Here is a 15,882-nt window from a genome sequence, read left to right on the forward strand (position 1 = left end):
GGCTACCACCCCAACCAAAACTTTCGGTTGGCAGGGTCGGTCAGCCGGATCAGCGCCGAGGCGGCGACCAGTGCAGCGGCTCCGGCGCAGGCCCACGCGATTGCGGAGGCTTCCTGGCCGCCGCGGTAATAGATCGCCAGCAGCGCCCACAGGAACACCATTGCATACCACGGTGCGCCCCGGCTGCGCGCAATGGCGAGTGAGGCGATGCAGCCTCCCACCATCACCACGCCCGCCGTGGCGGCGGCTTCGGCCTCGCCCAGATCGAACCCGTGATAGACCAGCGCGGCGGAGATATTGACGATGCTCGCCGCCGTCAGCCACGCGGCCAGCGCGGTGAACAGCAGCCCCACCAGCCAGCGCTCGCCCGTGGTCATGGGCCGGTCCAGCGCAACAATCTGGCGCATGATCGCGAGCAGGCACACCAGCGAGAACAGGATAATGATCGCCGAGACGAAGGTCAGGGCTGCGCTTTGCGTATAGACAGCCCAGATGCCTTGCGCCGATAAACCACCGACCGACCACCAGCCAATCCGTCCGAGAAACGCACTCATGCGGGGGCCGGGCAAGGCCTGCCAGATGGCGTAGCAGATAGAGCCGAAAAACAGCGGTCCCCAGATGGCGAACGCCCAGCCGGACGGCGTAATCAGTGTGCGGATATCGTCCGAACGACTACCGATATTCTCGCCAAAGCCCAGCAAGGGCAGATAGGTCGCGCCGATCTGGACGATGACCGCCAGAATGATGGCAATGATCTGGAATGTGGATCGAGGCCGTCCGAAATCGCTCATAGCTATCCTGTAACCCTATCGATGGTCTGTAGGACAGAGGAAATGCCAGGGGGCCTGTAAGCCGGGTCCTGTCCAGCGGGCGGTATGCGTGACGCACCAGCCCCCCATGGGCAGTCATTCATCTGCTCTGCGGATTGCTCCGCAGCTCTAGCAGCCAACCCGGGCCTCTCGGGGCGAAACACCCCTGCCGTTTAACGGGCGCGAGACCCCTATTTGGCCTTGCTCCGGGTGGGGTTTGCCGTGACGCGAACCGTTACCGGCCCGCCGGTGCGCTCTTACCGCACCCTTTCACCCTTACCCCCTTCAAGAAGGAGGCGGTTTGCTCTCTGTGGCACTTTCCCTGTGGTTACCCACGGCGGGCGTTACCCGCCACCCATGTTTCGTGGAGCCCGGACTTTCCTCGCTTCGTGAGAAACGCGACTGCCCGGCCCCCTGGCACGGCCCGATATAGGCGCGGCACCGGCACTTGGGAAGCCGGTGCCGCGCAAGAGTTGCAAGCTCAGGCTTCGCCTTCGCCGCCAATGCCTTCCAGCGATTCATCGGGCGACAATACGAAGCGCCAGATAATCGCGCCCAGCGCCGCGCCGATCAGCGGAGCGACCCAGAACAGCCAGACCTGACCGACCGCTGCGGTTTCTGCATAGAACGCCACACCGGTGGAGCGGGCCGGATTGACCGAGGTGTTGCTGACCGGAATAGAGATCAGGTGGATCAGCGTCAGGCCCAGACCGATGGCAATCGGCGCAAACCCTGCCGGGGCAACCGGCGAGGTTGAACCCAGAATGATGATCAGGAACATCGCCGTCAGGACGATTTCTGCAATCAGCACGGCGGTCATCGAATAGCCGCCCGGCGAAAGGTCACCAAAACCGTTGGACGCAAAGCCGCCCGCGCTGAAATCGGGTGCGCCGCTGGCGATGACGAACAGGATGCCCGAGGCGATAAAGGCGCCCAGCACCTGCGCGACCCAGTAAGGCACAAGCTCGGCCCAAGAGAAACGGCCACCAACAGCCAGACCCAGCGACACCGCCGGATTGAAATGGCCGCCGGAAATCCCGCCAACCGCATAGGCCATGGTCATGACCGTCAGGCCAAAGGCCAGCGATACGCCGACAAAGCCGATGCCGAGCTCCGGAAATGCGGCTGCCAAAACAGCCGAACCGCAGCCCCCGAAGACCAACCAGAATGTGCCGAACAACTCGGCAGACAATTTGCGAAACATGATACTTCCCCCTTATTTTGTGCGGCACCCGGCGGGCACGATTCCGCCGGATGTCGCTCGGCGCCGTTTCCGGCAGAGAAGATTAACTGCAACTGTGGGGCGAAGTAAAATCTTGTGTCATCGGCTCAACGGTGCCGTGCGGTTTCTGCCCAGGCTCTCGCCGGTTTTCCCGTTCTAACGATCCACAAAACGGGCAACCAGAGAGAACACATCCTTCGCCTCACGGGTTGCTGCCAGAGCCATGAAGACATGCGGCGCGCCAGCGTATTCGTACAATTCGACGTGCCTGCCCGCCTGTTTCATCCGGCCCGCGAATGTCCGGCAATCGGGCAGGAAAACGTCATGGTGTCCGATAAAGATCGCTGTTGGCGGCAGATCCGTCAGATCGGCATAGAGCGGGCTGCATTGCGGGCTCAGCGGATCGCGATCGTCTGCCCAGATGCGGCCCAGCTCGCGGATGGGGCCGACCTTGAGCATGATGTCGTGCGGCTCGATTGCCTTCGCTGCTTCGTCTTTCAACGTGACGTCGAGCCATGGAGAAAACAGGACTAGGTTGCCCGCCTGAGGGCCACCCTTGTCGCGCAAGCGCAGGGCGAGGCTGAGCGCGATATGCGCGCCTGCGCTGTCGCCTGCCAGAGTGATGGTAGCAGGTTCCCGGTTTTCCGCCGCAGAGGCGAACAACGTATCGGCCATGCGTTCCGCATCGCGATAAGGGTGCTCCGGCACGACATTGTAAAACGCAGCCGTCACACTCGCGCCGGTATTCTCGACCAGCGCCGCGATAACATCCCAATGCTGTTTCACCGCCGACACGACAAAACCGCCGCCGTGAAAATAGAGGATGTGCCGCTCGCCCGGCCCGGTGGACGGGTGCAGGGTGATGCATTCCTGTCCCTCGATCTCAGAGGTTTCGACCTGAAACCGCCGCGCAAACTTGTCGGGCGTTTCCGCCCGGCGCGGCTGACGGCGACTGTGCAGAAACCGCTCGACATCCTCGATCCGCTCCGGGAAAATCGGCTTGCCCTTGGACACCACCCAGCTTGCCAACCGCAGGGGCAGGCTGGGTTTGGCAAAGCGCAGATCGCCAAGGCCGCTCACCGCGTGACGCCCCTGTCGCGGTCGAGCAGTAGCTGGAACAGGATCGCCCGGATTTGCAGGTCGATCACGCCGTCGATCCGTTCCGGTCGCCAGCGGCGCTGGAAGGCCTCCACCGCCTTGTGCCCGTCGGTAATGTCGTAACCGAACCGTTCCAGCGCGAGGTAGAACGCCGCGTCATTATCGAACGGGTCGCCCTGCTCCAGATGCTCCGGCTTTGCCAGACACAGGCCATATTCCGCCAGACGGTCCCACGGAAACAGCTCGCCCGGATCGATTTTGCGCGCTGGCGCGACGTCGGAATGGCCGATCACATTGGCGCGCGGAATATCGTGCTCCTTCACGATCCGCGCCACCAGCGGGACCAGTGCCTCGAACTGGGCATCGGCAAATTCGCGGTAGCCCAGAGCGTGGCCGGGGTGATCCAGCTCGATCCCGATACTGGCAGAATTCACATCCTTGTGCCCGCGCCAATAGGCTTGCCCCGCATGCCATGCGCGCTTTTCCTCGGGCACCAGACGGGTGACTTCGCCCTCTTCGGAAATCAGATAGTGCGCGCTGACCTGCGCCTCGGGGTCACACAGCCGGTCGATAGCTACAGCCGCATTCTCCATCTCGGTGTAGTGGATCACCAGCATGGAAATCGGCAGCGTGCGCTCGTTGGAATTGGGGGAGAGGCATTCGCGGTGGACCAGCTCGTCACCATCCCCTTGCCCATCATCCGCCATCAGCCGATCATCCCTTCGCCTTCCGGCAGCACTGCGCCAAGCAACAGCGTCTCTTCGCTGCGGTGAAACTGGATCGATCCGCCGACCTTCTCCGCCAGAGCGCCCACCATCCACGCAGGCGCGGTGCGGCCCGAGAGTTCCGCAGGGTTCAGATCGCCCTGCAGAGCGAGGCCGATCGTGTCGTCGAAGGCGATCTTCTTGCCCGCCGCGCGCACCACGATTTCGCTCGCGCCATTGTTGCGCTCCGCCCCGATATCCAGCGTGCCGCCGCGCATCAAAGCGTCGAGCGCAATATGCGACAGGTTGAGCAGCACCTTCACCGCCGGTTTGGGCAGGCTGTCGACCGCCAGCGCCCATTTGACCTCGATCCGCTTGTTGTCCCCCACCAGCGCATCGATCGCCGCCTTGGGTTCCTCCATCGGCACGCGGTCGCCAAATCCGCCCGCCGCGCCGAAAGCCAGCCGGAAGAATTTCAGCTTGTCGGCGCTTGTCTTGGCGCTCTGGGCCAGCAGTTCGAGACACCGGTCGCGCATTTCCGGGTCGGTTTCGTCGGCCAGCAATTCCAGCCCGTTGGTCATCGCGCCAACCGGGCTAAGCAGATCGTGACACAGGCGGGAACACAGCATGCTGGCCAGTTCGACGGGATCGGGTTGGGTCATGACGATCGATTTAAGCCCTTTTGAGTGTTGGATTTGCTTGACGTTTTTGACACAGTGTCAAGCAACGAATTTGCGTCAAGTCGTTGATTTAATAAAGAATAATATGGCCACGACAGGTTGACACATTAAATTGGAAAACACCGGAATCCGCCCCCCGACCAATTGCTGGAACGTGACACTAGCCGTCCTGAATGGAGTAGGAAAGCGCTTCGAAGCGACCGGGCATATCGCGCCAGAACCGCACCTCCTCGCCCGCAATGATTGCCCATATCCGCCCGTCGCCCGATGCGCTGCGACGGTCGGTCGCGGAAGGCTCCGGCGGGCCGGACGGATGCGAGTGGTAATAGCCCAAAACCTGCGGCCCGCCCGCCCGCGCCGCGCGGTGCGCATCGATTAGCGCCTGCGGATCGATCTCGAAGTGGCTGGCGGGCGAGGAATGCACGTTGGCGGCGGGCTGGATGGCGGTGACGCGATCCCCCTCGCCCTCGCCCAGCAACATCCCGCAGCATTCGTTGGGGTCGGCGGAGCGGGCCTCCGCAATCAATTGGGCGATAAGGACGCTTGTGACTTCGACTGACATTGCCCAAGACCCTTAGCATGTCCGCGCCTGAAACCATCACCGGAACCCTCCCCTCCGCTGGCCGGATCGATAAATCGCTGGCCGAGGCGAGTGGATTGTCGCGCGAGCGGGTCAAGACGCTGATGGCGGCGGGCGCGGTAGTGGTGGGCAAGAAAGTAGTCACCAACCCGTCCGCCAAGATGCAGGCGGGGGCGCATTTTGCCATCACCCTGCCCGCCCTCTCCGCGCCGGAAGCCCAGCCGCAGGACATCCCGCTCGATATCGTGTTCGAGGATGCGCATCTGCTGGTGGTCAACAAGCCCGCCGGAATGGTCGTCCACCCGGCAGCGGGCAATATGGACGGCACGCTGGTCAATGCGCTGCTGCATCATTGTGGCGACAGCCTGTCGGGCATTAACGGCGTCGCCCGCCCCGGGATCGTCCACCGGATCGACAAGGATACATCCGGCCTGCTGGTGGTCGCCAAGACCGACGCCGCGCATGAGGGGCTGGCGGTGCAATTTGCCGAGCATTCGATAGAGCGGCGCTATCTCGCTGTGTGCGCAGGCAGGCCGAATCCTCCATCGGGCACCATCGACACAATTCTGGGCCGCAGCGCGGGCAATCGCAAGAAAATGGCCGTGCTGCGTGAAGATTCGACGCGCGGCAAACATGCGGTGACCCATTTCAAGACAATAGAATTGCTTGCCCACTGTACACTCATTGAATGTCGGCTGGAAACGGGGCGCACACACCAGGTGCGTGTTCACTGTGCGTCAATCGGTCATCCGCTATTAGGAGATCCAACTTATGGAAAGGATCCCAAGGGTTTGCGCCCTCTTCTCCAACGTTTGGGTTTCGCCCGGCAGGCCTTGCACGCCGCCACTTTGGGCTTTGTTCACCCCGCCACTGGCAAACAGGTGAGTTTCGAGGCCCCCTTACCGCCCGACATGGCGGAACTAATCGACGAAACCGCACGTTGAAATCGACGAAGAACACTGCAAATCGGCGTTGGTTCTCTCTATATGTAACCAAGTGGCCCGATTGTCCGGATGCCCATCAGGGGTCCGGGCCGAGTGGTCGACGCTAGAAAGGTCAAAACGACGTGAGTAAATCCAAAGCAGTTTCGATCCCCGCTCTGGGCGGGGAGCAGAGCCTCAACCGCTATCTCTCCGAAATCAAGAAATACCCTGTACTGACGGCAGAGCAGGAATACATGCTCGCCAAGCGGTACGAGGAGCATGAAGATCCCGATGCGGCGGCGCAGCTCGTCACATCGCATCTGCGGCTCGTGGCGAAAATCGCCATGGGATACCGCGGCTATGGCCTGCCGGTCAGCGATCTCATTTCCGAAGGCAATGTCGGCCTGATGCAGGGCGTGAAGAAGTTCGAAGCCGATCGCGGCTTCCGCCTCGCGACCTATGCCATGTGGTGGATCAAGGCGAGCATGCAGGAATTTATCCTGCGCAGCTGGAGCCTCGTCAAAATGGGCACCACCGCCGCGCAGAAGAAGTTGTTCTTCAACCTGCGCCGCATGAAGAAGAACCTCGACGCGTATGAGGATTCCGATCTTCATCCCGACGATGTGACCAAGATCGCCACCGACCTCGGCGTGCCCGAGCAGGAAGTGATCAACATGAACCGCCGGATGATGATGGGCGGCGACGGGTCGCTGAATGTCAGCATGCGCAATGGCGAGGAAGGCTCGGGCGAATGGCTCGACTGGCTGACCGATGATCGCCCGCTGCAGGATGAAACGGTGGCCGAGGCGCAGGAAGCCGAAGTGCGGCATGAGATGCTAACCGAGGCGATGGACGCGCTGAACGAGCGCGAACAGCACATCCTGACCGAACGCCGCCTGACGGAAAAGCCGCAGACGCTGGAAGAACTCTCCAAGGTCTACGACGTCAGCCGCGAACGCATCCGCCAGATCGAAGTGCGCGCGTTTGAGAAGCTGCAGAAGGCGATGAAGACGATTGCTGGCGAGCGGCTGCTGGGTGCGCCTGCTGCGGTATAAACAAAAACGATAGCTCTGAATTGAAAGGCCTTCCCTAGAGTATTCTGGGGAGGGCCTTTTCTTTCGCCTAAAGGGAATAAGAAAATGAAGCTGTCCAAATCAAACAGAGTCAAGCTCATCAAAGAAATCTCGCAGCGGCTTGCCGCTGATGAGTGGACGACCATTGATTTGACATTGAAGCAATTTGGCTTTCCAATAAGCAGTCAATGGTCATCGACTACCGAGGCTTACGTTGTCGAGATGATCAGCGACGGCTCAGACTTGGAATTGATAGAGCTTGGGCAGCATCTAGGCATCGATATCGAAAGCCAACAGGAGCCTACCGGTACAGAACCAGAAACTCCATACTGGCACGATGGCCAACTGCGCGTCTTTATGTCACACCTTTCAGACCACCGCGAGGCCGTGTCTGAGTTGAAGAATGCCCTATCCCTTAAGGGAATGAGTGCTTTTGTCGCTCACAACGACATTAACCCGACTGCCGAGTGGGCAATTGAAATCGAGAACGCACTAGCCACCTGCGACTTATTGATAGCTACAATTCATCCGAAATTCCATGAGAGCAAATGGTGTGACCAAGAAATTGGCTATGCCTTAGGGCGCGGGGTGCCTGTTTTTGCTGTACGTTTTGGCGCTGACCCGCACGGTTTCGTCAGTCGTTTTCAAGCATTCAAGGGAACTGGAAAAGAACCTTTACAGATTGCCAACGAATTATTCGAGGCAGCCATCAACCACAAAAAACTTCAATTCAAGATGGCCGACATCGTGGTCGAAAGATTCATCAATAGCGGCAGTTTTTCTGCGGCTAAATCACGTATAAACGCAGTAGAAAGCCTTAAAGTTTGGGATGCGTCGTATACTCCACGTCTTGAAAAAGCAGTTAGGGACAACGGTCAGATTAAGGATTCATGGGGTGTACCAGAAAGAGTCGCCGAACTTATAAAACAGCGGCCTAGCTAGGCTGGCTCCCCTTACTCTACTCCGGCCCCGCCAATTCCAGCACTGCCGCAATCATCGCCTGGGTGCCCAGTGTTACGCTTTCGCGCGGGGACACCTTGAACAGCGGCGAGTGGTGGCTGGGGACGGGCGGGCCGCCATTGGCTGCGGCTTCGAAGGCCTCGGGCGGGGTGCCGCCGACGGCGAAGTAGTAGCCCGGCACGCCCTGCTCGCGCGTCACGAAATAGGCGAAGTCCTCCGCGCCCATCGTCGTCTGCTGGAACGGCACAAACGCCCCCTCGCCGAAGGTCGCCGCCATGGTGCCGTTCAGCCTGCGGGCCAGATCGGGATCGTTGTTGGTCACCGGCGTGCCCGCGATGTGGGTCACGGTCGGCAGCTTGTCGTCCGGCAGGCCGTGCGTGCGCCCGACATTCACCGCGACCCGCTCGATGGTGGAAAGCAGCTGCGCCCGCGTATCCTCGTCATTGGAGCGCACGGTCACTTGCAGATCGGCGCGGTCGGAAATGATGTTGTGCTTCGATCCGGCCTGGAACGACCCCACCGTGATGACGGCGGGCGACAGCGGCATGATCTCGCGGCTGACAATGGATTGCAGCGCCACCACGATCTGCGAGGCGATATAGACCGGGTCGCGCCCCATATGCGGCGCAGCGCCATGCGCGCCGATGCCCGGCACCATGATATCGAGCGAGTCGGAGCTGGAATACTGGATGCCCTCCGCCGCCGAGAGCTTGCCCGTGGGCATCAGTGACGTGACGTGGAAGGCCAGCGCATAATCGGGCTTGCCGAAGCGATCATACAGGCCGTCCGCCATCATCGCCTTCGCCCCGCCAACGCGTTCCTCTGCCGGCTGGACGATAAACATCAGCGTGCCCGACCACTGGTCCTTCATCGCCGCCAGCCGCCGCGCTGTGCCGACCAGCGAGGTGATGTGCACATCGTGCCCGCAGGCATGCATCACGGGGTATTCCTTGCCATCCTGACCCACCTGCGTGGCAGTGGACGCGTAATCGAGGCCCGATTTCTCCTCCACCGGCAGCCCGTCCATATCGGCGCGCAGCAGCAGCAGCGGCCCCTCGCCGTTTTTCAGCATCCCGACCACGCCGGTGCCGCCCACACCCTCAGTCACGTCCAGCCCGGCAGCGCGCAATTCCACCGCCATCCGCGCGGCGGTGTTGCTTTCCAGATAGGACAGTTCGGGGTTCTGGTGGAAATGGACGAACAGGTCTTCCAGATGGTTGTCGTAATCGGCGGAGACTTCCGCTGCGAAGGGGCCGTCCTGCGCGGCGAGCGGGCCTGCGCTGCCCAGCATCATCGCCGCAGTGGCCATCACGGCCATGCTGGCCCTATTCCTGAAACCTGTCCCGAACGCCATAACCGATCCCCTTTGTTCTTTGCGCACACCAAAGCACGCGAGGCCCCCTGTCCGCAAGCTGTGTGCCCGATTGCTTGCACGGGGCACGCAAGCTAAACCGCTCCCCTATGCTGCGGCTGCTGAAATTCCTCGCCAAGATCATCATTGGCTTCATCGCGCTCAGCCTGTTTCTGGTTGTGCTGTTCAAATTCGTGCCCGTGCCCGTCACCGCGACAATGCTGCTGGACGACAATGGCTATACCAAGGATTGGGAGCCGCTGTCGGAGATCGACCGCGATCTGGTGCGCGCGGCGATTGCGGCGGAGGACGGCAAGTTCTGCAGCCATGACGGCTTTGACAGCGAGGCGATTGCACAGGCGATCAAACAGAACCGCGAAGGTGGGCGGATCAGGGGCGGTTCCACCATCACGCAGCAGACCGCGAAGAACGTCTTCCTGTGGCAGGATGGCGGTTATGTGCGCAAAGGGTTCGAGGCGTGGTTCGCCTTTCTGATCGAAAAGATCTGGGGCAAGCGGCGGATCATGGAAGTCTATCTGAATGTCGCGGAAACGGGCATCGGTACCTATGGCGTGGAAGCGGGTGCCGAGCGCTATTTCCAGAAATCGGCTGCAGACTTGTCGCCCTCCGAAGCCGCGCGGATGATTGTCGCCCTGCCCCTGCCCAAGAAACGCAGCGTGGTGAACCCGACCGGCTGGCTGCGCCGCCACGGCAACACCGTCGCCGCACGGATCGGCGTGGTCCGGCGTGACGCGCTGGACGCCTGCGTGTACGAATAGCGCCATGCACGGCTCCCACGCGCACTCTCAAGGGCATTCCCATGACCACGCGGGGCATTCGCACGCTCCGGCGGATTTCGGGCGCGCGTTTCTTGTCGGGATCATCCTCAACACTGGCTTCGTGGTGGTTGAGGCGACCTATGGCTTCTTGTCCGGCTCCATGGCGCTGGTCGCGGATGCGGGGCACAATCTCTCCGATGTGATGGCCCTGCTGCTGGCCTGGGGTGCGAGCGTGGCTGCAAAGAAACCGCCCACCGACCGCTTCACCTATGGCTTCAAAAGCTCCACCATCCTCGCCGCGCTGGCCAATGCCGCGCTGCTGTTGGTCGCGATCGGGGCCATCCTGTTCGAGACGATCCACCGCCTGACCGACCCCCAGCCGGTGCAGGGCATGACCGTGGTGATCGTCGCCAGCATCGGTATCGCGATCAATGCCTTCACCGCATGGATGTTCATGCGCGGGCGCAAGCACGATCTGAACATTCGCGGGGCCTATCTGCACATGGCAGCCGATGCGCTGGTCTCCGCCGGCGTGGTGCTGGCGGGCCTCGCGATCATCACGACAGGCTATGTCTGGATCGATCCGCTGGTCAGCCTCGTGATCGTCGCCGTCATCGCATGGGGGACATGGGGCCTCGCCAAGGACAGCGTGAAGATGGGCCTGGCCGCCGTTCCCGAGAATATCGACCAGCACGCCGTGAGCGACTTCCTTAGCGATCTGGACGGGGTGGAAGCGGTCCACGATCTGCACATCTGGCCGATGAGCACGACCGAAACCGCCCTGACCGCCCATCTGGTGATGCCCGGCGGACATGAGGGCGATGCGTTCCTTTCGGCCCTCTCGGCAGAACTGAAGGATCGCTTCCATATCGGCCACGCAACGGTGCAGATCGAGCAGACCGCGGGTTGCGGAGGCGGATGTTGAGCGCTGCTGACCGGAACGCCGCCGAGGCCCGCGCTGCGCTGAAAGCCGCCATCGCCCGCGTGGCGCGGGGCGACCGCGCGGCTCTGGAGCAGGTCTACCGCGCCACACACCGGAAGCTTTTTGGCATTTGCCTGCGTATCTTGGGGGACCCCAAGGAAGCAGAGGACGCATTGCAGGACGTTTACATTTCTCTCTGGCGCCGCGCGGCCAGTTACGACCCTGACCGCGCGAGCCCGATCAGCTGGCTGGCAATCTTCGCACGCAACCGGGCGATTGACCGCCTGCGCACGGGCAAGGTCCAGCGCGGGGCCGTGCCGGTGGAGGAAGCCGCCGAGATTGCCGATGATGCGCCCGCCGCCGATGCCCTGCTGGAAGACGCCGAGCAGACCAGCCGCATCCACCACTGCATCGGCCAGCTGGACGCCGACACCGGGTCTTCGATCCGTAATGCCTTTTTCGAAGGGCGCACCTATGCCGAGCTGGCGGAGGCAAGCGACACGCCGCTGGGCACGATGAAGAGCCGCATCCGCCGCGGCCTCGCCAAATTGAAGGCCTGTCTCGAACAGGACGATCTGGAAGCCAAATGACCGATCACAGCCATCTTGCCGCCGAATACGCTCTGGGCCTGCTGGAAGGCGAAGACCTGATGCGCGCGCGCGGGCTAGCCGCCAGCGATCCGCACTTTGCCGATGCCGTCAACCGCTGGGAGGAGCAACTCTCCCCCTTGCTGGACGAGGTTCCGGCAGCGACCCCGCGCGCCGATCTCTGGCCGCAAATCGAAGCTAAATTGGAACAGCAGGCAGGACCGGATGCTGCAACCAATGTCGTACCATTGCAGCAACAGGTCACGCGCTGGAAATGGGCCACCGGCATCACCTCTGCCGCTGCGGCCTTGGCGCTGGCGTTCCTCGCTTTCCCGCCGGGCACCGGTCCCGCAGCGCCCGCAGGACGTGTCGATCCCGGTCTGCCATTGACCGAGCCCGATCTCGTCGCCTCGATCCCGATTGGCGAAACACAATTGTCGATTGACCTGATCTACCAACCGAGTGCGCGCAGGCTCTATGTGACATCCGCAGGGCTGGAGCCGGACGGGGTGCATGACCATGAATTGTGGCTCGTCGATCCGACGGGTCAGACACGTTCACTCGGTGTGATCGAACCCGGCGCGACGCAGGCCGTCGACATTCCGCTGCAGCTCGCCGATGCCATCGACAACGGGGTCGATCTGGTCCTCACCCGCGAACCGCTGGGCGGCGCAGTTCCGGGGGCCGAGGCCGGTCCGGTGGTGGCAAACGGCGAATTTTCAACGATTTAGAATTTTTTCCGGGCCATGTGCATCCGCTGGCCGGCACGCTGCGTATCTCCTCACGAGCAAGCAGGACGGGGCTTGTTTGACAACAAGGAGAATACCCAATGCGTATCACGTTCAAGTCCGCCGCCCTCGCCGCTACCGCTGCCATGGGCACGTTCGCTTTTGCCGCCGGTGGCCCGGTTGCCGCACATCATCACGGGAGCGCTGCCGCCCAGCCCGCAACCCAGCCCTCCATCGTAGGCGTCGCCCAGAGCACCGGTGTGCACAATACGCTGGTCGCTGCCGTGACCGCAGCTGGTCTGGCCGACACGCTTTCGACGCAGGGGCCGATCACTGTCTTCGCCCCGACCGACGATGCCTTTGGCAAGCTGCCGGATGGCACGGTCGACACTCTGCTGAAGCCTGAAAACAAGGGCACGCTGACCGCTGTCCTCACCTACCACGCCGTGGCCGGTGCCGTGACGGCCGGCGATCTGGTCAAGATGATCGATGATGCAGGCGGCGCGGTGACCGTGGACACGCTGGGCGGCCAGAAGCTGACCGTCTCCAAATTCGGCGATACACTGGCCATCACCGACGCGGTGGGCCGCACCACCGTGGTCGCCGCGGCCGATGTGCAGGCATCGAACGGCGTGGTCCATGTGACCGACGGCGTGTTCCTGCCCGGTTAAGGCACGCACTATACCCTCCCCCACAGCGTCGCCGGTTTCTCCCCCATTTTCCGGCGATGCGAACAGGCCCCGCCCGGCGCTCATCAGAGGCCGGGCGGGGTTTTGTTCGTGTGATCAGATCAGGGGCGTTGCTTGCGGGCCCACCGGCCGTGCAGCCAGATGACGAGGCATTGCGCGGCACCGAATGCGATGCCAGCAAAGACGACACCGGGTAACGCGCTGCCATCCTGATGCTCGGCCGGAACCAGAAGAACGGCGAGCGCAAGAACAAGAAGGAAGATCGAGTAGAGCACCGGTAAAGCCCACGCCATCACGCGGCGCGGTGCCATATAAGTCGCCTCTCCATTCAGGCCATAATGGCCGGGCAGTTCGTCGAGGTTCGAAAAACGCTTATTCGTCCACCAACCGGACCATAGAAGTCCGGCGATGATGGGGAGCGAAACGAGCAGTGGTAGCCACTGCTGCATTGCCTCAGGCAGCCTCTTCCTCGGTCTTGCCCTTGCCGCTGACGACGCGGACGGGTTCCTTACGGCCTTCGACCACATCCTTGTCGATCACCACCTCGCTCACATCGTCGAGATCGGGCAGGTCGAACATGGTGTCGAGCAGGATGCCCTCCACGATAGAGCGCAGGCCACGCGCGCCGGTTTTGCGCTTGATCGCCCGCTCGGCAATTGCGCGCAGAGCGTCGTCGGTGAAGGTCAGTTCAACATCTTCGAGCTCGAACAGCTTGCTGTACTGTTTGACGATGGCGTTCTTGGGTTCCTGAAGGATCGTCACCAGCGCGTCGACATCCAGGTCATGCAGCGTCGCGATCACCGGCAGACGGCCGACAAATTCGGGGATCAGGCCGAATTTCAACAGATCTTCCGGCTCGCTCTTCTCCAGCAGCTCGCCCACGCGGCGCTTGTCCGGATCGGCAACATGCGCGCCGAAGCCGATGCTGCGCTTTTGCAGGCGGTCACCAATGATCTTGTCCAGACCGGCAAACGCGCCGCCGCAGATGAACAGGATATTCGTCGTGTCGACTTGCAGAAATTCCTGCTGCGGATGCTTGCGCCCGCCCTGCGGCGGAACGCTGGCGGTCGTGCCTTCCATCAGCTTCAGCAGAGCCTGCTGAACGCCTTCACCGCTTACGTCGCGGGTGATGGAGGGGTTTTCCGCCTTGCGGGTAATCTTGTCGATCTCGTCGATATAGACGATGCCGTGCTGCGCCTTGTCGACATTGTAGTCGCTCGCCTGCAGCAGCTTGAGGATGATGTTCTCGACATCCTCGCCCACATAGCCAGCTTCGGTCAGCGTGGTCGCGTCGGCCATGGTGAACGGCACATCAAAGGTACGCGCCAGCGTCTGGGCGAGCAGCGTCTTGCCGCAGCCGGTCGGGCCGACGAGCAGGATGTTCGATTTCGCCAGCTCCACATCACCGGATTTCCCGGCATGCTTCAGGCGCTTGTAATGGTTGTGCACGGCGACCGACAGCACGCGTTTCGCGCGGTCCTGACCGATCACGTAATCGTTCAGCGTGCCGAAGATTTCGGACGGAGGCGGCACTTCGCCTTCCTTGCGGCCGGTCAGGCCCGCCTTCGTTTCCTCGCGGATGATGTCGTTGCACAGCTCCACGCATTCATCGCAGATGAAAACGGTGGGGCCGGCAATCAGCTTGCGCACCTCGTGCTGCGATTTGCCGCAGAAGCTGCAATACAGCGTGCTCTTGCTATCGGTTCCGCTCAATTTCGTCATATCCCAAGTCCGTCCCGATTGCGCTGGTCGCGATCCCCAAGCAGCCCGTGGGGACTGCGGATTCGGCCAACCTATCGCTGGATTTCCATATTACAAGCAATGTTGCCTAGCAGAGCCGTCTTAGCCCCACCTGAAAGCACACAGTTGCCAATTGCTTGACACAAATGTCCCGGCCGGGGGCAGAACCGGCCCGAAACGCTGCACCAATGGTTTGCGTGGAGGCTTATTCGGGTGCGCCGCCGCTGCCCTTGTCCTCGTCCTTGGTCGGCTCATCGCCTTCCGGACGCGAGGCAAACACCTTGTCCACCAGACCGAATTCCATCGCTTCCTCGGCTTCGAGGAAGGTGTCGCGGTCCATTGCCTTCTCGATTTCTTCCAGAGTGCGCCCAGTGAACTTCACATACATCTCGTTCATGCGCTTCTTGATCCGCAAGATCTCGCGCGCCTGAATTTCAATGTCGGAGGCCATGCCGCGTGCGCCGCCGCTGGGCTGGTGGACCATGATCCGCGCATTGGGCAGCGCAATCCGCATACCGGGCTCACCCGCAGCGAGCAGAAAGCTGCCCATCGATGCGGCCTGCCCCATACACACGGTCGAAACCTTCGATTTGATGTACTGCATGGTGTCATGGATCGCGAGGCCGGCAGTCACCACGCCGCCCGGCGAATTGATATACATGCTGATCGGCTTGGACGGGTTTTCGCTCTCGAGGAACAGCAGCTGTGCCTGAATCAGCGAAGCCATGCCGTCTTCCACCTGACCCGTCACGAACACGATGCGTTCGCGCAGCAGGCGGCTGAAAATGTCGAAACTGCGCTCGCCCCGGCTGGTCTGCTCCACCACCATGGGCACCAGAGCGCCGGTCAGCGGATCACGGGTGAATTGTCCCTGGGTGCCATAGGCTTCGGAGCCGAACAGATCGATCATGGGCGGTGTTTTCCTATTTGTCGTTGGTTGACCGGCAATGTCGGCGCTCTGCCCGCGATGTTCAAGAGGCTTAACCTTCCCCGCTTAGAAGCGCGGGTCAGAAGGTCCAACAAGATGAACGCTATAT

General features: G+C 61.8%; 18 protein-coding genes and 1 other RNA gene. 8 read left to right on the forward strand and 11 right to left on the reverse strand.

The features are described 5' to 3' along the window. Window positions 1-2 precede the first annotated feature (2 nt). The 7 genes from ACFCW2_RS02395 to ACFCW2_RS02425 all read right to left on the reverse strand — a co-directional run bounded on the left by ACFCW2_RS02395 (window position 3) and on the right by ACFCW2_RS02425 (window position 5,075). Complete coding sequence (locus ACFCW2_RS02395) at window positions 3-791, reverse strand: hypothetical protein (protein WP_379547919.1); 789 nt, start codon at window positions 789-791, stop codon at window positions 3-5. Between the two features lie 41 nt (window positions 792-832). Continuing rightward, window positions 833-1,227: RNase P RNA component class A (rnpB, locus tag ACFCW2_RS02400), an RNA gene on the reverse strand. 63 nt (window positions 1,228-1,290) lie between these two features. Further along, window positions 1,291-2,013, reverse strand: a complete 723-nt coding sequence (gene aqpZ / locus ACFCW2_RS02405; protein WP_379547920.1) for an aquaporin Z — start codon at window positions 2,011-2,013, stop codon at window positions 1,291-1,293. 174 nt (window positions 2,014-2,187) lie between these two features. Then, a complete protein-coding gene (locus ACFCW2_RS02410; protein ID WP_379547921.1) occupies window positions 2,188-3,111 on the reverse strand; it encodes an alpha/beta hydrolase in 924 nt (307 codons plus the stop codon). Next, window positions 3,108-3,836, reverse strand: coding sequence for an N-acetylmuramoyl-L-alanine amidase (locus ACFCW2_RS02415; protein WP_379547922.1), 729 nt, complete (start codon window positions 3,834-3,836; stop codon window positions 3,108-3,110). Before ACFCW2_RS02415 ends, ACFCW2_RS02410 begins: the two co-directional genes overlap by 4 nt. Then, window positions 3,836-4,495 (reverse strand): histidine phosphotransferase family protein, encoded by a 660-nt coding sequence (locus tag ACFCW2_RS02420; RefSeq protein WP_379547923.1) that lies wholly within the window; start codon window positions 4,493-4,495, stop codon window positions 3,836-3,838. Before ACFCW2_RS02420 ends, ACFCW2_RS02415 begins: the two co-directional genes overlap by 1 nt. A 178-nt stretch (window positions 4,496-4,673) precedes the next feature. Further along, window positions 4,674-5,075, reverse strand: coding sequence for a Mov34/MPN/PAD-1 family protein (locus ACFCW2_RS02425; protein WP_379547924.1), 402 nt, complete (start codon window positions 5,073-5,075; stop codon window positions 4,674-4,676). Window positions 5,076-5,092: 17 nt separating this feature from the next. Between ACFCW2_RS02425 and ACFCW2_RS02430 the strand changes: the two genes are divergently transcribed. From ACFCW2_RS02430 to ACFCW2_RS02440, 3 genes are all read left to right on the forward strand, one after another. Then, a complete protein-coding gene (locus tag ACFCW2_RS02430; RefSeq protein WP_379547925.1) occupies window positions 5,093-6,037 on the forward strand; it encodes an RluA family pseudouridine synthase in 945 nt (314 codons plus the stop codon). Window positions 6,038-6,159: 122 nt separating this feature from the next. Continuing rightward, window positions 6,160-7,071: an RNA polymerase sigma factor RpoH gene (rpoH, locus tag ACFCW2_RS02435; RefSeq protein ID WP_379547927.1), complete on the forward strand. Its 912-nt coding sequence runs from the start codon at window positions 6,160-6,162 to the stop codon at window positions 7,069-7,071. A gap of 84 nt (window positions 7,072-7,155) precedes the next feature. Next, window positions 7,156-8,031 (forward strand): toll/interleukin-1 receptor domain-containing protein, encoded by an 876-nt coding sequence (locus tag ACFCW2_RS02440; protein WP_379547928.1) that lies wholly within the window; start codon window positions 7,156-7,158, stop codon window positions 8,029-8,031. 16 nt (window positions 8,032-8,047) lie between these two features. Here the strand turns inward: ACFCW2_RS02440 and ACFCW2_RS02445 are convergent, their stop codons facing one another. After that, window positions 8,048-9,403: an amidohydrolase gene (locus ACFCW2_RS02445; RefSeq protein ID WP_379547930.1), complete on the reverse strand. Its 1,356-nt coding sequence runs from the start codon at window positions 9,401-9,403 to the stop codon at window positions 8,048-8,050. Window positions 9,404-9,510: 107 nt separating this feature from the next. Between ACFCW2_RS02445 and mtgA the strand changes: the two genes are divergently transcribed. The 5 genes from mtgA (at window position 9,511) to ACFCW2_RS02470 (ending at window position 13,087) form a co-directional block, all read left to right on the forward strand. Beyond that, window positions 9,511-10,179: a monofunctional biosynthetic peptidoglycan transglycosylase gene (gene mtgA / locus ACFCW2_RS02450; RefSeq protein WP_379547932.1), complete on the forward strand. Its 669-nt coding sequence runs from the start codon at window positions 9,511-9,513 to the stop codon at window positions 10,177-10,179. A gap of 4 nt (window positions 10,180-10,183) precedes the next feature. After that, window positions 10,184-11,104, forward strand: coding sequence for a cation diffusion facilitator family transporter (locus ACFCW2_RS02455; RefSeq protein WP_379547934.1), 921 nt, complete (start codon window positions 10,184-10,186; stop codon window positions 11,102-11,104). Next, window positions 11,098-11,691 (forward strand): sigma-70 family RNA polymerase sigma factor, encoded by a 594-nt coding sequence (locus ACFCW2_RS02460; RefSeq protein ID WP_379547935.1) that lies wholly within the window; start codon window positions 11,098-11,100, stop codon window positions 11,689-11,691. The genes ACFCW2_RS02455 and ACFCW2_RS02460 overlap by 7 nt, the downstream gene beginning before the upstream one ends. After that, the gene (locus ACFCW2_RS02465; protein WP_379547936.1) at window positions 11,688-12,419 is read left to right on the forward strand and encodes an anti-sigma factor; all 732 of its coding nucleotides are present in this window, start codon (window positions 11,688-11,690) and stop codon (window positions 12,417-12,419) included. The genes ACFCW2_RS02460 and ACFCW2_RS02465 overlap by 4 nt, the downstream gene beginning before the upstream one ends. A 98-nt stretch (window positions 12,420-12,517) precedes the next feature. Next, window positions 12,518-13,087: a fasciclin domain-containing protein gene (locus tag ACFCW2_RS02470; RefSeq protein WP_379547937.1), complete on the forward strand. Its 570-nt coding sequence runs from the start codon at window positions 12,518-12,520 to the stop codon at window positions 13,085-13,087. A 119-nt stretch (window positions 13,088-13,206) separates the two neighbouring features. Here the strand turns inward: ACFCW2_RS02470 and ACFCW2_RS02475 are convergent, their stop codons facing one another. The 3 genes from ACFCW2_RS02475 to ACFCW2_RS02485 all read right to left on the reverse strand — a co-directional run bounded on the left by ACFCW2_RS02475 (window position 13,207) and on the right by ACFCW2_RS02485 (window position 15,755). Beyond that, complete coding sequence (locus ACFCW2_RS02475) at window positions 13,207-13,554, reverse strand: hypothetical protein (RefSeq protein ID WP_379547939.1); 348 nt, start codon at window positions 13,552-13,554, stop codon at window positions 13,207-13,209. A gap of 4 nt (window positions 13,555-13,558) precedes the next feature. After that, a complete protein-coding gene (clpX, locus tag ACFCW2_RS02480) occupies window positions 13,559-14,827 on the reverse strand; it encodes an ATP-dependent Clp protease ATP-binding subunit ClpX (protein ID WP_379547940.1) in 1,269 nt (422 codons plus the stop codon). 223 nt (window positions 14,828-15,050) lie between these two features. Continuing rightward, the gene (locus ACFCW2_RS02485) at window positions 15,051-15,755 is read right to left on the reverse strand and encodes an ATP-dependent Clp protease proteolytic subunit (protein WP_379547941.1); all 705 of its coding nucleotides are present in this window, start codon (window positions 15,753-15,755) and stop codon (window positions 15,051-15,053) included. Window positions 15,756-15,882: the final 127 nt, after the last annotated feature.

The organism is Qipengyuania algicola (genome assembly GCF_042492175.1).
GTDB lineage: Bacteria > Pseudomonadota > Alphaproteobacteria > Sphingomonadales > Sphingomonadaceae > CAJXSN01.